Annotated in this window: 14 protein-coding genes; 10 read left to right on the forward strand and 4 right to left on the reverse strand. The window is 70.3% G+C overall.

From position 1 onward, the window contains the following. Nucleotides 1-238: 238 nt before the first annotated feature. The gene (locus OHN74_RS13200) at nt 239-1,147 is read right to left on the reverse strand and encodes a helix-turn-helix transcriptional regulator (protein ID WP_443060549.1); all 909 of its coding nucleotides are present in this window, start codon (nt 1,145-1,147) and stop codon (nt 239-241) included. A 116-nt stretch (nt 1,148-1,263) separates the two neighbouring features. On the opposite strand from OHN74_RS13200, the gene OHN74_RS13205 reads away from it, so the two are divergent. Next, a complete protein-coding gene (locus OHN74_RS13205; protein ID WP_327694765.1) occupies nt 1,264-2,697 on the forward strand; it encodes an MFS transporter in 1,434 nt (477 codons plus the stop codon). A 201-nt stretch (nt 2,698-2,898) separates the two neighbouring features. Here OHN74_RS13205 and OHN74_RS13210 read toward each other — a convergent pair whose 3' ends face one another. Together OHN74_RS13210 and OHN74_RS13215 are read right to left on the reverse strand one after the other, a co-directional pair. Continuing rightward, a complete protein-coding gene (locus OHN74_RS13210) occupies nt 2,899-5,262 on the reverse strand; it encodes an ABC transporter permease (protein WP_327700102.1) in 2,364 nt (787 codons plus the stop codon). 41 nt (nt 5,263-5,303) lie between these two features. Further along, nucleotides 5,304-5,996, reverse strand: coding sequence for an ABC transporter ATP-binding protein (locus tag OHN74_RS13215; protein ID WP_327694766.1), 693 nt, complete (start codon nt 5,994-5,996; stop codon nt 5,304-5,306). 281 nt (nt 5,997-6,277) lie between these two features. On the opposite strand from OHN74_RS13215, the gene OHN74_RS13220 reads away from it, so the two are divergent. The 3 genes from OHN74_RS13220 (at nt 6,278) to OHN74_RS13230 (ending at nt 8,707) form a co-directional block, all read left to right on the forward strand. Continuing rightward, nucleotides 6,278-7,708, forward strand: a complete 1,431-nt coding sequence (locus OHN74_RS13220; RefSeq protein ID WP_443060550.1) for a sensor histidine kinase — start codon at nt 6,278-6,280, stop codon at nt 7,706-7,708. Next, nucleotides 7,705-8,400 (forward strand): response regulator transcription factor, encoded by a 696-nt coding sequence (locus OHN74_RS13225; RefSeq protein WP_327694768.1) that lies wholly within the window; start codon nt 7,705-7,707, stop codon nt 8,398-8,400. Before OHN74_RS13220 ends, OHN74_RS13225 begins: the two co-directional genes overlap by 4 nt. 100 nt (nt 8,401-8,500) lie before the next feature. Then, nucleotides 8,501-8,707, forward strand: a complete 207-nt coding sequence (locus OHN74_RS13230) for a hypothetical protein (protein WP_327694769.1) — start codon at nt 8,501-8,503, stop codon at nt 8,705-8,707. Between the two features lie 156 nt (nt 8,708-8,863). Here the strand turns inward: OHN74_RS13230 and OHN74_RS13235 are convergent, their stop codons facing one another. Further along, nucleotides 8,864-10,246, reverse strand: a complete 1,383-nt coding sequence (locus OHN74_RS13235) for a glycine--tRNA ligase (protein ID WP_327694770.1) — start codon at nt 10,244-10,246, stop codon at nt 8,864-8,866. A 266-nt stretch (nt 10,247-10,512) separates the two neighbouring features. Here OHN74_RS13235 and OHN74_RS13240 point away from each other — a divergent pair, with 266 nt between their 5' ends. From OHN74_RS13240 to OHN74_RS13265, 6 genes are all read left to right on the forward strand, one after another. Next, on the forward strand, nt 10,513-11,472 hold the full coding sequence (locus OHN74_RS13240) for a metal ABC transporter solute-binding protein, Zn/Mn family (RefSeq protein WP_327694771.1): 960 nt from the start codon (nt 10,513-10,515) through the stop codon (nt 11,470-11,472). A gap of 45 nt (nt 11,473-11,517) precedes the next feature. Then, entirely contained in the window at nt 11,518-12,285 is a 768-nt protein-coding gene (locus OHN74_RS13245) for a metal ABC transporter ATP-binding protein (protein WP_327694772.1), read from the forward strand. Further along, nucleotides 12,285-13,187 (forward strand): metal ABC transporter permease, encoded by a 903-nt coding sequence (locus OHN74_RS13250; RefSeq protein WP_327694773.1) that lies wholly within the window; start codon nt 12,285-12,287, stop codon nt 13,185-13,187. Before OHN74_RS13245 ends, OHN74_RS13250 begins: the two co-directional genes overlap by 1 nt. A 59-nt stretch (nt 13,188-13,246) precedes the next feature. Continuing rightward, on the forward strand, nt 13,247-13,666 hold the full coding sequence (locus tag OHN74_RS13255; RefSeq protein ID WP_327694774.1) for a Fur family transcriptional regulator: 420 nt from the start codon (nt 13,247-13,249) through the stop codon (nt 13,664-13,666). 94 nt (nt 13,667-13,760) lie between these two features. Further along, nucleotides 13,761-15,008 (forward strand): MFS transporter, encoded by a 1,248-nt coding sequence (locus OHN74_RS13260; RefSeq protein ID WP_327694775.1) that lies wholly within the window; start codon nt 13,761-13,763, stop codon nt 15,006-15,008. Nucleotides 15,009-15,211: 203 nt separating this feature from the next. Continuing rightward, on the forward strand, nt 15,212-17,638 hold the full coding sequence (locus tag OHN74_RS13265; RefSeq protein WP_327694776.1) for a M4 family metallopeptidase: 2,427 nt from the start codon (nt 15,212-15,214) through the stop codon (nt 17,636-17,638). Nucleotides 17,639-17,733: the final 95 nt, after the last annotated feature.

Genomic DNA, 17,733 nt, shown 5'->3' on the forward strand with positions numbered 1-17,733 from the left:
CGCGCCTGCCCATGCCCATGCCCAAGTCCATGTGGGTGTGGATTCGGATGTGGGGGCTGAGGTGCGTGGTCCGTCATCGAGGGCGCCTCCCCGGGCGTTGATGATCAACTCCCGACGACGGTAGGGAACACCTGCGCCCAAGCGGTGTCGCCACCCCCAACACCCGCTGCCAGGAAAGGAATTGACCGACCGCGACCGAATTACTGCCCTAACCCGACCGACCGCTGCCTCTCCCTGACTACTCCCCCGCCCCCCACTCCCCGCCCAAGGCCATCGCGTACAGCTTCTCCAGGCGCTCGCGCGTCTCCTCGTCCGTCGGGACCAGCGTCACCAGGCGGGTGCCCAGTTCCGGGGCGAGCCAGAGGTCGGTGTGATCGAGGGTGAGCAGGCCGACGTACGGGTTGCGGAACTGCTTGGTCTTGCCGCGGGCGCTGACCACCTCGTACCGCTCCCAGATCGCACAGAACTCCGGAGACTGTGTGCGCAGCCGCTTCAGCATCAACTTCCAGGCGGGGTCGCCGAGATGGGCGGCCTGCTGGACCCGGAGCTTGGCCGCCATCACGCGCATCGTCTCTTCGAGCAGGACGACCGACGACCGCCACTCCTCGTTCGTGTACACGAGCAGCATGAGGTTGCGATCCTCGGGCGGCACGGCATCCAGGTTGCCCATGAGACGGCTGTACGTGCGGTTGTACGCCTGGATGTCGTACCGGTTGTTCTGGATGCACGCCGGGACGGGGTCGAGGGCGCGCAGGAGTTCACGCAGGGCGGGAGTGATCGTCGGGCAGCTCGCGGCGGGGGTGGGGTCGACGGCTCCGGCCAGCTGGAAGAGGTGGGCGCGTTCGCTCGCGTCGAGAAGGAGGGTACGGGCAAGGGCGTCGAGCACCTGTTCGGAGACCTGGATCGCGCGCGCCTGTTCGAGCCAGGTGTACCAGGTGACGCCCACGGCGGAGAGCTGCGCGACCTCCTCACGGCGCAGACCCGGCGTACGGCGGCGTCGGCCGCGCGGGAGGCCGACCTGCTCGGGGGTGATGCGCTCGCGGCGGCTGCGCAGGAAGACGGCGAGCTCATGGCGCCGGATCTCCGAACCGCGCCCACCGGGTCGCCGCTGCTCCCGCTGAGCCGTGGTTTCCTGGGCGGTGGCGATGCTCGTCGTGGTCACGGTCCCACTCTCCCTCCACCCGGACCCCGTTTCCAGGTACTCCTGGTACCAGGATAAAGACACTCTGGTACCCCCCTCAGGGGAGGCGGACGCTGGTCGACGTGACCGACACAAGCACCTCACCCACCGTCTCCGTCCGTTCTCCGGCCGGGCCACCCGTACTCGGCGGGCTCGGACTGTTCACCGTGCTCCTCGGCGCGGCGCTCCCTCTCATCGACTTCTTCATCGTCAACGTCGCCCTGCCCACCATCGGCCGGGATCTCTCGGCGAGCGAGGCCGTCCTCGAACTGGTGGTCGCCGGATACGGCGTCTCGTACGCCGTCCTGCTCGTCCTCGGCGGGCGGCTCGGCGATCTCTTCGGCCGGCGCCGGCTGTTCCTGGGCGGGATGGCGGCGTTCGCCGTCACCTCGCTGGCCTGCGGTCTGGCGCCGACCGCATGGACCCTGGTGGCGGCCCGGATCGCACAGGGCGCGGCATCGGCGGCGATGCTGCCGCAGGTGCTCGCGACGATCCAGTCGGCGACGGCGGGCCCGCGCCGCGCGAGGGCCATGGGCCTGTACGGCGCGACGGCGGGCCTGTCGATGGTGGCGGGCCAGATCCTCGGCGGCGTGCTCGTGGCCGCCGACATCGCGGGAACGGGCTGGCGCTCGGTGTTCCTGGTGAACGTGCCGGTGGTGCTCCTCGGTCTGATCCTGGCCGCCCGGACGGTCCCGGAGACCCGCTCGCAGCACCCGGAGCCGGTGGACGTGCCAGGGACGCTCCTCCTGGCGTTGTCCCTGATCACACTGCTCGCCCCGCTGACCGAGGGCCGGGCGGCGGGCTGGCCGCTGTGGACCTGGCTGTCGCTGGCCGCGTTCCCGTTCGCGGCGGCGGCGTTCTACGCGATCGAGCGCGGCGCCGACCGCAGGGGACGTACTCCCCTAGTGCCACCGACCTTGTTCGCGCTGACGTCGCTGCGCCGGGGCCTGCTGATGATCGTGCCGTTCTCCATCGGCTTCAGCGGCTTCATGTTCGTGATCGCGGTGGCCCTGCAAAGGGGCGCGGGCCTGGGCCCGGTGCAGGCGGGGCTGGCGCTGGCTCCCATGGCGGTGACGTTCTTCGCCGTCTCCCTCGCCGGACCTCGTCTGGTCACCCGGTACGGCACCCGGGTCGTCACCGTCGGCGGCCTGGTCCAGGGGGTGGGCGTGGCTCTCATCGTCGTCGCCGTGTGGCGTTCCTGGCCGGACGTGGGTCTGGTGGAGCTGCTGCCGGGAGCGGCGGTCGCGGGTGCGGGACAGGCGCTCCAACTCCCCGTTCTCTTCCGGATCGTCCTCTCCGAGATCGAGCCGGCCCGGGCGGGCGTCGGCAGCGGGGTCATGGTCACCACGCAGCAGTCCGCGCTGGCGCTGGGCGTGGCGACCCTGGGCACGCTGTTCCTCTCCCTGGCACCGGGGATGGGTATGCGGGACGCGTTGGTGACGACGCTGGTGGTGCAGCTGGGGGGCATCGCGCTGACGACGCTTCTCAGCCTGCGGCTGCCGCGGAAGATCGGGTGAGTGCGGTTCGCTTTTGAGTGCGGGTGCGGGTGCGCTGTGGCTGGGCGCGCCCGCGCGGCGGAGCCGCAAAGGTAGCGGCCCCGCACCCCTGGCCGGGGCCGGGAGCGCCCCTGCGGGGCTGCCCCCGGCCCCGGGCCCTGTCTCCGCCCCCGGCCCCGCCCGCAGCCCGCCACCACCAGCACCAGCCTTAACCCTCCTCCCTCACTCCGTACGCAGTGCCGTTGCCGTGCGGACCTTTGCCGCCCAGCCCGCCGGGAGCAGCGCGCCCAGCATCGCGATGGCGATTCCGGCCAGTCCCAGGAGCAGCAGCTGCCAGGGGACGTACACGTCGAGGACGGACGGTGGCAGCTCGGTGCCCGCCGCATGGCCCATCACCGGTAGTACGAAGCCGTGGAGGGCGAAGCCGGCCGGTACGCCGATCAGGCCGCCGAGCACGCCGATCCCGGCCACCGAGGCGAGGACGAGGCTCACCGTCTGGCGTGGTGACATGCCGAGCGCCTTGCAGACGCCGAGGTCGTGGACGCGTTCCCGGGTGTCCAGGACGACGGAGTTGAGGACGCCGAGGCCGGCCACGGAGACCAGCATGAGGGTGAGGAGTGCCGCCATCGACTCCAGGATGACGATGAAGTTGTCGTTCGCCGAAGGGGCGTTGGCCATGGCGTCGCCGCCCAGGGGCTGCACCACGGCGGCGAGCTTCGCGGCGTACTCGACGGGTGAGACGCCCGGCTTCACCTCGACGAGGAACATCCGGGGCTGGGCCGCGGGGAAGTCGGCGATGTTCCCGTGGACCGCCATGCCGCCGTCCGACGTGTCGAAGGCCTCGCCGACGATCCGCAGGCTCCGGGTGTCCCCCTCGTAGGTCACCCGGACCGTGTCACCGAGTTCCGTGCCGGTGTGTTCCAGGAAACCCGAGCCCACCACTGCCTGCCCGGCCCCGGAGAGCCAGTGGCCGGAGATCATCTCGTAGCTGCCGGCCCGGGACTCCCCCTGGTAGAGAGCGACCTGTACGGAGCCGGTGACCCCGGCCACGGCGGCGTCGGCCCGGGTCATGGCGTAGTACGAGGCGGTGCCTTCCTGCGCCTCGACGGCGGCGCGGATGCGTGCCGGATCGGTGGCCGGGGCCTCGGATCTGCCCGCTTCCTGCGGGGGTCCGCCGGAGGCGACCCCCGGCCCGCCGCCGCCGAACACGGTGACCGCGGCGCTCTCCTCGGGATCGGCCGCGGCACCGACCGCCGTCAGGGACGCGGTCAGCCCCACCGCGAAGGTCGCCGCGATGGTGCCGAAGGCCACCGCGAGCAGCATCGCGACCGTGCGGACCGGGTGCGCGAAGGGACTCGCGAGGCCGTACGTCACCGCTCTGGGCAGCGGCAGCCGTCCCGCCGCCCGGTGTGCCCACTGGCCGCGTCCCGGGCGCGGGGCCCGGCCCACGGCGATCGCCTCGACCGTACTCAGCCGCCCGGCGCGCAGCGCGGGCACCAGCGCGGCGGTCCCGACGACCAGCAGCGCGGCGGCCGGCACCACGACGTCCACCCACCACGTCACGCCCAGCGTGCCGATGCCGTACGCCTGCTCGGTGTCGTCGAGGAGGGGTACGGCCAGCAGGTTGCCGAGGACGACACCTAGCCCGATGCCGACGGTGGCCGGGATCAACGCCTGTGCCACATAGGCGCGTACGACCTCGCGCGGGGTGAAGCCGATGGCCTTGAGGATGCCGATCCTGCGCAGACTCGATCCGACCGCGCCGCTGGTCACACTGCCGACGATGATCACCGACATCACGATGCCGAGGACGCCGAACGCGACGAGGAAGGGGATGGTCGGCGCCGCGCCCTGGTCCGCGTCGCGCTTGGTCTCCAGATAGGACTGGCTGCCCAGCAGCGCGCCGGACGGCACGGCCGCTGCCAACTGCTTGCGGTCGGCGGTGAGTTGTTTCTCCGTGTCGGCGGAGTCGAAGCGGTACAGCATCTGGCTGGTGAGCGGGGTCTCCTTCGACGCCAGTGCCCTGGCCTGGGCGGGGGTCGTCCAGACGTCGGCGGTCCTGCTGACCGACAGGGCGAAGCCGACGATCGTCAGGGTGGGGCTGTCGACGGCGTCCGAGGCCTGGAGTGTGGAGCCGAGCGCGAGGTCGGGGCCGGAGAAGGAGGAGTCCAGCACGATCTCGCCCGGCTTCGCCGCCCAGCGGCCGGACCTGAGGTCCAGATCATCCACCTCGGCCCGCGGACCGGACCGTCCGACGAGCGTCAGCGTCGGCAGGTGGCCGCCCCTCGCGTCCACCGGCCGAATCGTCGTGGTGGGGTACGGTCCCGCGCTCGCGGTGACGCCCGCCTCGTCCCCGGTGGCCGCGAGCTGCGCCGTATTCGCTCTGCCCGGATCGAACTGGACCGTCAGATGGGCGCCGTTCTGCTGCGCGAAGGCATGGTCGAAGGGCGCGTTGGAGGCGACGATCAGTGACCCGGCGACCACCGCCGAGGCCACGGCCATCATCGTGGCGATGGCGATCACCACGGTCTGTACCCGGCGCCGCCCCACCCCGGACCGTACGACCCGGCCGAGCGCACCTCCCAAGCCCAAGCCCAAGCCCCTGCCCATCCCGAAGCCGGAGGCGTTCAACGGGCCACCCCTGCCCGGGTGTCGAGGGCGAGGTGGCCGTCGACGAGGTGGATCGTGCGGCTCGCGCACGCCTCGGCGAGCGCCAGGTCGTGTGTGACCAGCACGATGGTCTGCCCGCCGCGGTGCAGCTCGACCAGCAGCTCCCGTACGTCCTCGCCCGAGGCGGTGTCGAGGGCGCCGGTCGGCTCGTCGGCGAGCAGCAGGGCGGGGCGGTTGACCAACGCCCGTGCCACCGCGACCCGTTGGCGTTCGCCGCCGGAGAGCCGGCCCGGATAGGCGCGGGCGTGCTTCTGGATGCCGAGCAGCTCCATGAGCTCCCCGGCACGGGCCGTCGTCTCGCGCCTTGCGGTGCCGGTCAGTTGGGCGGGGAGCTGGATGTTGTCGGTGACGGTGAGGTCGTCGAGCAGGTTGAAGAACTGGAAGACCATGCCGATCTGTTCGCGCCGGAACCGCGCCAACGCGTGCTCGGTCAGGTCGTCGAGCCGTCGGCCGGCCACGGACACGGTGCCCTCGGTCGCCCGGTCGAGGCCCGCGACGAGGTTCAGCAGAGTGGACTTGCCGCTGCCGGAGGGGCCGGTCACGGCGAGCGCCTCGCCCTGTTCGACGGAGAGCGTGAGCGGCCCCAGCGCGGGCCTGTCGGCGCTGTCGTAGCGCTTGGCCACGTCCTCCAGTTGAATCACCTGAGTCATGAACTCGCCTGTCCCTACGGTCGGTTCGAGCGGAAAGTGGTCGGACTCGGCGACCGTAGGGGCGGGCGCTGTCGCGGCGCGTCGGCCGCGGCACCGACGTCCGGCCCTCCCCGCGGAGGATCCGGTCGTGGGGTCATCCCTGCGAAGTAGGCCTGAGGAACGGCTTGTCGGGCTGTTCGGCGCGCAGGGGCGCGGGGCTGGGCGGACGGCCGCACAATGTGCCGATGAAGACGACGCCGATGGGAACGACGCCGTTGGAGACGACACCGTTGGAGACGCCGATGGAGACGTCGACGAAGACGGAGGACCGGTTGCGTCGGCGCTCGTGGCTCTGGCGTCAGCAGCTGCGGGACGCGCTGCGGCCGGAGCCGAAGCCCGCTCCGCTGTCCCGGCGGGCGGTGCGCGTCGACCTGGCGCTGGCGGTCGTCCTGACCGTCGTCGCGCTGATCGTCGCGGCGAGCTATCCCGGCGACGGCCCGGTGCGCTTCTTCCCGAAGTCCGTGTACGAGGGCGGCGGCGTGAGCGTGCGTGTGCCGGGGGCCGAGATCATGCAGCCGAGCCCGTCGCCCGAACCGCCTGAACCTCCCGTCCCGCCCGTACCCCGTCCAGGGTTCGCGGAGGAGGACGCCCCTCTCGCGCCCTGGCCCCTGGTCGTCCTGTCGGCGCTGCCGTTGCTGGCCAGGCGTCGGTATCCGCTGGCGGTGTTCGGGGTGGTGCTGGGCGCTGCGGTGGCCATCGGCGACGAAGCCTCCTGGATCACCGTGCTGACCTGTGTCATCGGCGCCTACAGCGCGGTCATGCACAGCCGTTACCGGGTGGGGGCCATGGCCGCGATGGTCGTCGGCGCCGTGCTGGCCGGCCTCGCGTTCCAGCGGGCGGAGCCCCTGCTTCCGGGCTGGTCGAGTCCCGGGGTCGTACTGCTGATCGCCGGGGTGCTGGCCGGTCTGGTCCGTTTCTGGCGGCGGCGCCTCGCGGCCGGCCGGGACCGGTTCACGCGGTTGCAGCAGGCCCAGGAGGAGGCCATGCGGCGGGCCGTGGTGGAGGAGCGGGCGCGGATCGCCGCCGAGTTGCACGATGTGGTGACCCACAATGTGAGCGTGATGGTGATCCAGGCCGGCGCGGCACGCAAGGTGATGGACTCGGCGCCCGAGCGGTCGAAGGAGGCGTTGCTCGCGGTCGAGGCCGGGGGCCGGGCCGCGATGGCCGAACTCCGGCATGTGATGGGCCTGTTGGCGGCCCCGGACACCGGCGGCCCGCAGCAGCAGACCCCCGCCGACGGCCTGGAGCCGCAGCCCGGCCTGGACCGGCTCGACGCCCTGACGGAACGGGTGCGCGGCGCCGGGACACCGGTCGTCGTCGCCGTGTCGCTGCCGCCCGACCCCCTGCCGCCCGGGGTGGACCTGACGGCGTACCGCGTGGTGCAGGAGGCGCTGACCAACACGATCAGGCACGCGCCCGGCGCCAAGGCCTCCGTCCTGATCGGCTGGACGGACGACTTCCTCCAGATCGAGGTCGGCAACACGCGCGCCACCGCCCCCGACCGCCCACCGCCGGAAGGCGACAGCAGCGGGAAGGCCAAGGGGACGGGCCACGGCCGCGGCCTGATCGGGCTGCGTGAACGGCTGGCGGTCTACGGCGGCGAGCTGACCGCAGGCCCGACCCTCACCGGCGGCTACCGCATCACGGCCAGAGTCCCGTGGCGGACCCCGTGACCCACAGCCGGCCACCTCTCCGAGCCGTCATCGCCGACGACCAGGCGCTGGTCCGCACGGGCTTCGGGATGATCCTGGCCGCCGACGGCATCGAGGTGACCGCCGAGGCGGCCGACGGGGCCGAGGCGGTGGCCGCCGTACGCCGTACCCGGCCCGATGTGGTCCTCATGGACATCCGGATGCCGGGCATGGACGGCATCGAGGCCACGCGGCGGATCCTCGCCGACGACGCCCCGGAGGCCGGGGGGACCCGGGTCGTCATCCTCACCACCTACGACCTCGACCACTACGTCTACGCCGCCCTCACCGCCGGCGCCTGCGGCTTCCTCCTCAAGGACGTCACCCCCGAGCACCTGGTCGCCTCCGTACGCCTGGTCCAGTCCGGCGACGCCCTGCTCGCCCCGGCGATCACCCGCCGTCTGATCGAACGCTTCGCACACCGCCAGGAGCCCCCCAGGGCCCCCGCCCGGCACCCGGACCTGTCGGGCCTGACCCCCCGTGAGCTGGAGGTCCTGCGCCTGATGGCGACGGGCCTGAGCAACGCCGAGCTGGCGGAACGTCTGTTCCTGAGCCCGACCACGGTCAAGACGCACGTCGGCCGCATCCTGTCGAAACTGGAGCTGCGCGACCGGGTCCAGGCAGTCGTACTGGCCTACGAGACGGGCCTGATCGCCCCCGGTGCCGACGCCTGAGCGCCGAGGGACCGTCAACTCTTCACACAGCCGACCCCTGTTGATGTTGGTCTTGCTGCACACTCCTACCTGCACGCATCCCCTGGACAGCGGAGAGGTCATGTTGCAGATCAACTCGAGCAGGGTGAGCCGCTGGGACCAGCACGGACGGGAACACGTCGTCCACGTCACGCGCACCGGGGCACAGCGCCTGATGAGCTGTGACACGTGCGGCTGGCGCAAGAAGGTGCAGTTCCTGCCCTGGCTGAAGGCGGAGGAACACCTCGCCGAGGAGCACCAGGCGACGGTGGACCCGACGGCGGGCTAGAACGTCAAGTGGCCCCGGAGTCACAGGACTCCGGGGCCACTCTCAGCTTTCAGCCCGTCTGGGGGTCCCCCCTCTGGGGGAGCTTGAGGACGAGGCCGTTCAGGCCGAACGGGGGCCTGGGGGCAGAGCCCCCAGACCGACGGCAGGGCATCGGACCTAGCAGCCGATCAGACGCTGAGCCAGGTACCCCTCGATCTGGTCCAGCGACACGCGCTCCTGCTTCATCGTGTCCCGCTCGCGAACCGTCACCGCGTTGTCGTCGAGCGTGTCGAAGTCGACCGTCACGCAGAACGGCGTACCGATCTCGTCCTGGCGCCGGTAGCGGCGGCCGATCGCGCCCGCGTCGTCGAACTCGATGTTCCAGTTCTGGCGCAGTGCGGTGGCCAGGCCCTTGGCCTTCGGGGACAGCTCGGGGTTGCGGGACAGCGGCAGGACCGCGACCTTGACCGGCGCCAGGCGCGGGTCGAGGCGGAGCACCGTGCGCTTCTCCATCTTGCCCTTGGCGTTGGGCGCCTCGTCCTCGATGTACGCGTCGAGGAGGAACGCCAGCATCGCGCGGCCGACACCGGCGGCGGGCTCGATGACGTACGGCGTCCAGCGCTCGCCGGCCTCCTGGTCGAAGAAGGAGAGGTCCTGGCCGGAGGCCTTGGAGTGGGCCGTGAGGTCGTAGTCCGTACGGTTGGCGACGCCCTCCAGCTCACCCCACTCGTTGCCGCCGAACTGGAAGCGGTACTCGATGTCGGCGGTGCGCTTGGAGTAGTGCGAGAGCTTCTCGGCCGGGTGGTCGTACCAGCGCATGTTCTCCTCGCGGAGACCGAGGCCGGTGTACCAGTTCCAGCGCTCCTGCATCCAGTACTCCTGCCACTTCTCGTCCTCGCCCGGCTTGACGAAGAACTCCATCTCCATCTGCTCGAACTCGCGGGTGCGGAAGATGAAGTTGCCGGGCGTGATCTCGTTGCGGAACGACTTGCCCATCTGGGCGATGCCGAACGGCGGCTTGCGGCGCGAAGTGGTCTGCACCTGGGAGAAGTTGGTGAAGATGCCCTGGGCGGTCTCGGGGCGCAGGTAGGCGACCGAACCGGAGTCCTGGGTCGGGCCGAGGTGCGTCGACAGCAGACCGGAGAACTGCTTGGGCTCGGTGAACTGGCCCTTGTTGCCGCAGTTGGGGCAGTTGATGTCCGCGAGGCCGTTCTCCGGGAGGCGGTGGTGCTTCGCCTCGTAGGCCTCCTCCAGGTGGTCGGCGCGGTAGCGCTTGTGACAGGAGGTGCACTCGGTGAGCGGGTCGGAGAAGGTGGCGACGTGACCGGAGGCCACCCAGACCTCGGAGGCCAGGATGACGGACGAGTCGATACCGACGACGTCCTCGCGCGACGTCACCATGTAGCGCCACCACTGACGCTTGAGGTTCTCCTTGAGCTCGACACCCAGCGGTCCGTAGTCCCAGGCGGCGCGCTGACCGCCGTAGATCTCACTGCAGGGGAATACGAAGCCACGGCGCTTGCTCAGGCTGACGATGGTGTCGATCTTGTCGGCGGCCACGGTGCTCTCTTCATTACGACGATTTACGACGACGGGCGATGAAGCGGACGCGTCCCGGACGGGCGGAAGCGGGCGCGCTTCAGAGCGAATGACTCAGGTTACCGGCGGGCCCCGCCCCCCAATCAAATCGGTTCCGGTAGCGGGCCCTGCGGGTGCCCCGCCAGGACCACACCGCGCGCCCCGCCAGTACCACACGGCGCGTCCGACCTGGGTCCAAAAAACCCGCTTGTTGACAATCGTTTCCAGAATCATTGAAAATGACTGTCATGAACGTACGACGACTCATATCGGGCACCGCGATCGCGGCGGCCACCGCGCTCGGCCTCGGCGCCCTGTCCGCCTGTTCCTCGGATTCGAGCGCCTCCGACCGGAACATCACCGGGCAGCTCGACGTCGTGGCGTCGTTCTATCCGATGCAGTTCCTCGCCGAGCAGATAGGCGGCAGGCATGTCTCCATCAGCACGCTGACCGAGCCCGGCCAGGAGCCGCACGACCTGGAGATCAGCGCCAAGCAGACCGTCGACCTGCAGAAGGCCGACGCGGTCCTGTACCTCAAGGGTCTCCAGCCCGCCGTCGACGAGGCGGTGGCGCAGTCCGGGGCGAAGACGAAGATCGACGCGGCGACCCTCACCAAGCTCGAGGACCACGGCAGTACCGAGCACAGCCACGAGGGTGAGGAAGCGCACTCCGACGAGGAGGCCTCCGCCCTCGACCCGCACGTCTGGCTCGATCCGGTGAAGTACGCCGAGATCGCCGACGGTGTGTCCGCCGCCTTCCAGAAGGCCGACCCGACCAACGCGGCGGAATACAAGTTGAACACCGAGAGGTTGACCGCGAAGCTGACCTCGCTCAACACCTCGTTCGAGGACGGCCTGAAGAACACGGCGTCGAAGGTGTTCTTCACCAACCACGCGGCCTTCGGCTACCTCGCCGAGCGCTATGGCCTGACCCAGGAGGCCATCACCGGTGTGGACCCGGACAGCGAGCCGAGTGCCGCGCGGATGAAGGAGCTCCAGCAGGAGGCGAAGGCGGACGGAGTGACCACCGTCTTCTACGAGACACTGGTCTCCGACAAGACCGCGAAGACCCTCGCCGCGGACGCGAATCTCAGGACGGACGTCCTCGATCCGCTGGAGGGCATCACCGAGAAGTCCCGGGGTGACGACTACATCGCGGTCATGGAGGCCAACCTCAAGGCGCTGCGGACGGCTCTGGGCGCCAAATGAGCGGTAACTGAGCGGTAGTTGATGATCGTTACGGAGGATGCAGGCATGGGCGAGCCCGTTATTTCGCTGCGCGGTGTACGCGCCGAACTGGGCTCGCGCCCGGTCCTGCGGGGCATCGACCTCACCGTGGGCCGCGGTGAGGTCGTCGCGCTGCTCGGCGCCAACGGCTCGGGCAAGTCGACCGCGATCCGCACGGTCATCGGCCAGGTCCCGGTCAGCGCGGGTGAGATCGAACTGTTCGGTGTCCCCCGGCGCCGCTTCACGGACTGGCGGCGCGTGGGCTACGTACCGCAGCGGACGACAGCGGCCGGTGGCGTACCCGCGACGATCACCGAGATCGTCTCGTCGGGCCGGCTCTCCCGTGCCCGCTTCGGTGTGCTGCGCAAGACCGACCACGAGGCCGTGCGGCGGGCCATCGGCCTCGTGGGCCTCGCGGACCGCGCGAAGGACTCGGCGAACGCGCTGTCGGGCGGCCAGCACCAGCGCGTACTGATCGCCCGGGCCCTCGCCTCCGAACCCGAGCTGCTGATCATGGACGAGCCGATGGCGGGCGTCGACCTGGCGAGCCAGGAGGTGCTGGCCCGGACGCTGCGGGAGCAGGTCGCGGCCGGTACGACGGTGCTGCTCGTGCTGCACGAACTCGGGCCGCTGGAACCGCTGATCGACCGGGCCGTCGTCCTGCGCGACGGGTGTGTGACGCACGACGGGCCGCCCCCCAAGGCGGTCGGCCAGCACGCCCTGCCCGGCCACGACCACGTACACCCGCACGCGGCTCATGACGCCGAACCGATCCGGACGGGACTGCTGAGCTGATGGAATTCCTCGACTACGCCTTCATGCAGCGGGCCCTGCTGGCCGCGGTGCTCGTCGGCATCACGGCCCCCGCGATCGGCATCTACCTGGTCCAGCGCCGCCAGGCGCTGATGGGCGACGGAATCGGCCATGTCGCGATGACGGGCGTCGGCCTCGGCTTCCTGCTGAACACCTCACCGGTGTGGATGGCGACGGGCGTCGCCGTCGTGGGCGCGGTGATGATGGAACTCATCCGCTGGTACGGCAAGACGCGCGGCGACATCGCCCTCGCGATGCTGTTCTACGGCGGTATGGCCGGCGGCGTGATGTTCATCAACCTCGCGCCGACGGGTTCGAACGCCAACCTGACCTCGTACCTGTTCGGGTCGCTGTCGACGGTCAGCGAATCCGACGTGACGGCGATCTGTGTGCTCGCGGCCTTCGTGGCGCTGGTCACCATCGGTCTGCGCCGGCAGCTCTTCGCTGTCAGCCAGGACGAGGAGTTCGCCCGGGTGACGGGCCTGCCGGTCCGGGCCCTCAACCTCCTCACCGCGATCACGGCGGCGATCACGGTGACGGTGGCGATGCGGGTGGTGGGGTTGCTGCTGGTCAGCGCCCTGATGGTGGTGCCGGTGGCGGCGGCCCAGCAGCTCAGCCGGAGCTTCGCGGCGACGTTCGCGATCGCGGTGGCGATCGGCGTGTCCGTGACGATCGGCGGGACGGTGACCTCGTACTACCAGGATGTGCCGCCCGGTGCGACGATCGTGCTGCTGACCATCGGCGCGTTCATCGCGCTGACCGCGCTGGCGACGCCTGTGGCCCGGCGCCGGGCCCGTGCGGCGGCTGCCGCGCAGACGGCCGGGGACCCCGCGGAGTGTGTGATTCCGGCCAGCCGGGAAGCCGCCGGCAAGGCGGGCGTCTGACCGCGCACAGTCCGGGCTGGCACAATGGCCCGGCAAGCGCAGACGTGAGGAGAACAACGGTGACGACGGCCGGCCCGCCCGTTAAGGGACGATCCACCCGCCAGCGTGCCGCTGTGGCGGCGGCGCTGGACGAGGTCGACGAGTTCCGCAGTGCCCAGGAACTCCACGACATGCTCAAGCACAAAGGCGACTCGGTAGGCCTGACGACCGTCTACCGCACGTTGCAGTCCCTCGCGGACGCCGGTGAGGTGGACGTCCTGCGGACGTCCGACGGGGAGTCGGTGTACCGGCGCTGTTCCACCGGCGACCATCACCATCACCTTGTCTGCCGTGTGTGCGGCAAGGCGGTGGAGGTCGAGGGGCCCGCCGTGGAGAAGTGGGCGGAGGCGATCGCCGTGGAGCACGGGTTCGTGAACGTGGCTCATACGGTGGAGATCTTCGGTACCTGTGCGGAGTGCTCTGCGGTTGGGCGGGGGTAGGTTCGGTTCGTTTTCGGCTGCCGGTTCGTTGTGGCTGATCGCGCAGTTCCTCGCGCCCCCAAAAACTGTCCTCCCCGTCGGATAGCTTCTTGGCGTGGGTGATGTCAGGGAGAAAGACGGGCAGTTGAGCGGGGCCTCTTTGGGGGCTCCGTTTCGGTGGTTGTGGGCCGCTTACGCCAGCAGTCTTGCCGGGACGTGGCTCGCGTTCGACTCGTTTCCGCTGATCGCGGTTCTGGTGCTGCATGTGGGACCCGCCCAGGTGTCGTTGCTGGCCGCGGCCGGGCTGGCCGTCGGGGCGGTGGTGGCGGTGCCGCTGGGGCCCTGGGTGGAGTTCCGGCGGAAGCGGCCGGTGATGGTCGCGATGGATCTCGTCCGGTGCGGGGCGCTGCTCACCGTCCCCGCCGCCTACGCGCTCGGGGTGCTCTCCTTCGGCCAGCTCGTGGTGGTGGCCGTCGTGGTCGCCGCCGCCGACATCACCTTCACCGCCGCCAGCGGGTCCTACCTCAAGGGACTGCTTCCGCCGTCCCAACTCCTCGTCGCGAACAGTCGGTTCGAGTCGACGATGTGGACGGCGAGCGTGGTCGGGCCGCCGCTGGGCGGTGCCGCCGTCGGGCTGCTCGGGCCGGTGACCACGGTGGTCGCGAACGCGGTGAGCTTTCTGCTGTCGGCGGCCGGTCTCCGGGCGATCGGCGGGCCGCGCGAAGCTCTTCCCGTACGGGAGGAGCCACGGGCCGGTGGCGGGCGTCCACGCGCCGGTGAGCTGGTCGAGGGATGGCGGTTCATCCTGGCCGATCCGGTACTGCGGCCCCTGTTCCTCAACACCGTGCTGGTCAGCGGGCTGATCATGGCGACCGCGCCGCTGGTCGCCGTCCTCATGCTCGGCCGCTTCGGCTTCGAGCCCTGGCAGTACGCACTCGCCTTCGCCGTGCCCTGCACCGGCGGCCTCCTCGGTTCACGCCTGTCCCGGCCGCTCGTGGCGCGGTACGGCCGGCACAGGATCATGCGCACCTTCGGCATCCTGCGGGTGTGCTGGCCGGTCGGGATGGTGTTCCTGCACGGCGGCACGACAGGGCTCGTCCTCGTGATGGTCGTGCAGTTCGGGCTGATCACCAGCATGGGTGTGTTCAACCCGGTGTACGCCACCTACCGGCTCCAGCACACCCCGGCGGACCGGGTCGCCCGTACCCTGTCCGCCTGGTCGGTCTCCAGCAAGCTGACCGTCGCGGCGCTGACCGCGCTGTGGGGGCTGCTGGCGGCGCTCACCACGCCGCTGACCGCCGTCGGGGCCGCGGGCGTCCTGATCCTCGCGACTCCGCTGCTGCTGCCCCGCACCGGGGACTGAGAGGTTTTCCCGCGCAGAGGGATAACCCTCGACCTCTTATTTTTTACTGACATGCACTCCTCAAAGCTGCCACTCTTCCGGCAGTCACCCCCCACGTCTCATGCACATCACGCACTGCTCAGCTCATCCCGGGCCGCACACCCCCGTTCGCCCGGTTCTGTTTCCGGCCGCAGAAGGCGCGGCCGTCGCAGGAGGAGTCACGAGTGAGACGAAAGTCGAACAACACCCCCCACAGATCCAGCCGCACCAGCAAGGCCACCGCGGCCGGCGCCCTGCTCGCCACCGCGACTCTCCTGGCCGTCGGCGTGCAGACCGTCCCCGCCGCCGCCAAGCCCGCGCCCCCGGCACCGAGTCCACTGCGCGCCGGCGCGCTCCAGGCGAAGCTCACCCCGGCCCAGCGCACGGCGCTGATCAGGACCGCGGCGCAGCGAACGACGCAGACCGCCGGCACCCTGGGTCTCGGCGCCAAGGAGAAGCTGGTCGTCAAGGACGTCTCCAAGGACGCCGACGGCACCGTGCACACCCGCTACGAGCGCACCTACGCCGGTCTGCCGGTCCTCGGCGGCGACCTCGTCGTGCACACCCCGCCCGCCGCCAAGGCCTCGGGCACGGTGAGCAGCACGTTCAACACGCGGCGGGCCATCTCGGTCGCGTCCACGACCCCCACGTACGCCAAGTCGGCCGCCGAGACGAAGGCGCTCGGCGCGGCCAGGGCGCTGGACGCGGAGAAGGCCACCACCGACAGCGCCCGCAAGGTGATCTGGGCCGGCAGCGGCACACCGAAGCTGGCCTGGGAGACGGTGATCGGCGGTCTCCAGGACGACGGCACGCCGAGCCAGCTGCACGTCATCACGGACGCCCTGACCGGCGCGAAGCTGTACCAGTTCCAGGCCATCAAGACCGGAACCGGCAACAGCCAGTACAGCGGCACGGTCACCATCGGGACCACGCTGTCCGGTTCGACGTACCAGCTGAACGACACCACACGCGGCACGCACAAGACGTACAGCCTCAACAACGGCACGTCTGGCACCGGCACCCTGATGACGGACGCCGACGACACGTGGGGCACCGGGTCCGGGTCCAACACGCAGACGGCGGGCGTGGACGCGCACTACGGCGCCCAGACGACGTGGGACTTCTACAAGAACACGTTCGGGCGCAGCGGCATCAAGAACGACGGTGTGGCCGCCTACTCGCGTGTGCACTACAGCACGGCGTACGTGAACGCGTTCTGGGACGACTCCTGCTTCTGCATGACGTACGGCGACGGCACGAGCAGCACGCACGCTCTCACCTCGCTGGACGTGGCCGGGCACGAGATGACGCACGGCGTCACCTCCAACACCGCGGGCCTCAACTACACCGGTGAATCAGGCGGGTTGAACGAGGCGACCTCCGACATCTTCGGCACCGGTGTCGAGTTCTACGCGGCCAACTCCACCGACGTCGGTGACTACCTCATCGGCGAGAAGATCGACATCAACGGCGACGGTACGCCGCTGCGTTACATGGACGAGCCCGACAAGGACGGTGGCTCGGCGGACAGTTGGTACTCGGGCGTGGGCAACCTGGACGTCCACTACTCGTCCGGCCCGGCGAACCACATGTTCTACCTGCTGTCGGAAGGCAGCGGCAGCAAGACCATCAACGGCGTCACGTACAACAGCCCGACCTCCGACGGTGTCGCCGTCGCGGGCATCGGCCGGGCCGCCGCGCTGCAGATCTGGTACAAGGCGCTGACGACGTACATGACGTCCAGCACCACGTACGCCCAGGCACGCACCGCCGCGCTGAACGCCGCCGCGTCGCTCTACGGCAGCAGCTCCACCCAGTACGCCGGGGTCGGCAACGCCTTCGCCGGTATCAACGTCGGCAGCCACATCACCGTGCCGACCACGGGTGTCTCGGTCACCAACCCGGGCAGCCAGTCGTCCACGGTCGGTACGGCGGTCAGCCTGGCGATCACGGCCAGCAGCACCAACAGCGGCTCGCTGACCTACTCGGCGACCGGTCTGCCGACCGGCCTGTCGATCAGCAGCTCCACGGGCACCATCTCCGGCACCCCCACCACCGCGGGCACCTACAGCAGCGTGGTCACGGTGACCGACAGCACGGGCGCCACCGGTACGGCGTCCTTCACCTGGACGGTCAGCGCGACCGGCGGCGGCTCCTGCACCTCGGCGCAGTTGCTGGGCAACCAGGGCTTCGAGTCCGGCAACACCACCTGGACGGCGTCGAGCGGTGTCATCACCAACTCCAGCAGCCAGGCGGCCCGTACCGGCTCCTACAAGGCCTGGCTCGACGGCTACGGCTCCACCCACACCGACACCCTGTCCCAGTCGGTGACGATCCCGAGCGGCTGCACGGGCACGACGTTCACGTTCTACCTCCACGTCGACACGGCCGAGACCACCACCAGCACGCAGTACGACAAGCTGACGGTGACGGCCGGTTCGACCACCCTGGCCACCTACTCCAACCTCAACGCGGCCAGCGGCTACGTCGCCAAGTCGCTGAGCCTGTCGGCCTACGCGGGTACGACGGTCTCGCTCAAGTTCACGGGCGTCGAGGACTCGTCACTCCAGACGAGCTTCGTGATCGACGACACGGCGGTCACGACCAGCTGACCGACGATTGATCACCGACCATCCCCCCACGGGTACGACAGCGGCACCCGGCGCCTTTCTCGGCGCCGGGTGCCGCTGTCGTACCCACACGGTTC

This window comes from Streptomyces sp. NBC_00459 (assembly GCF_036013955.1).
Lineage (GTDB): Bacteria > Actinomycetota > Actinomycetes > Streptomycetales > Streptomycetaceae > Streptomyces.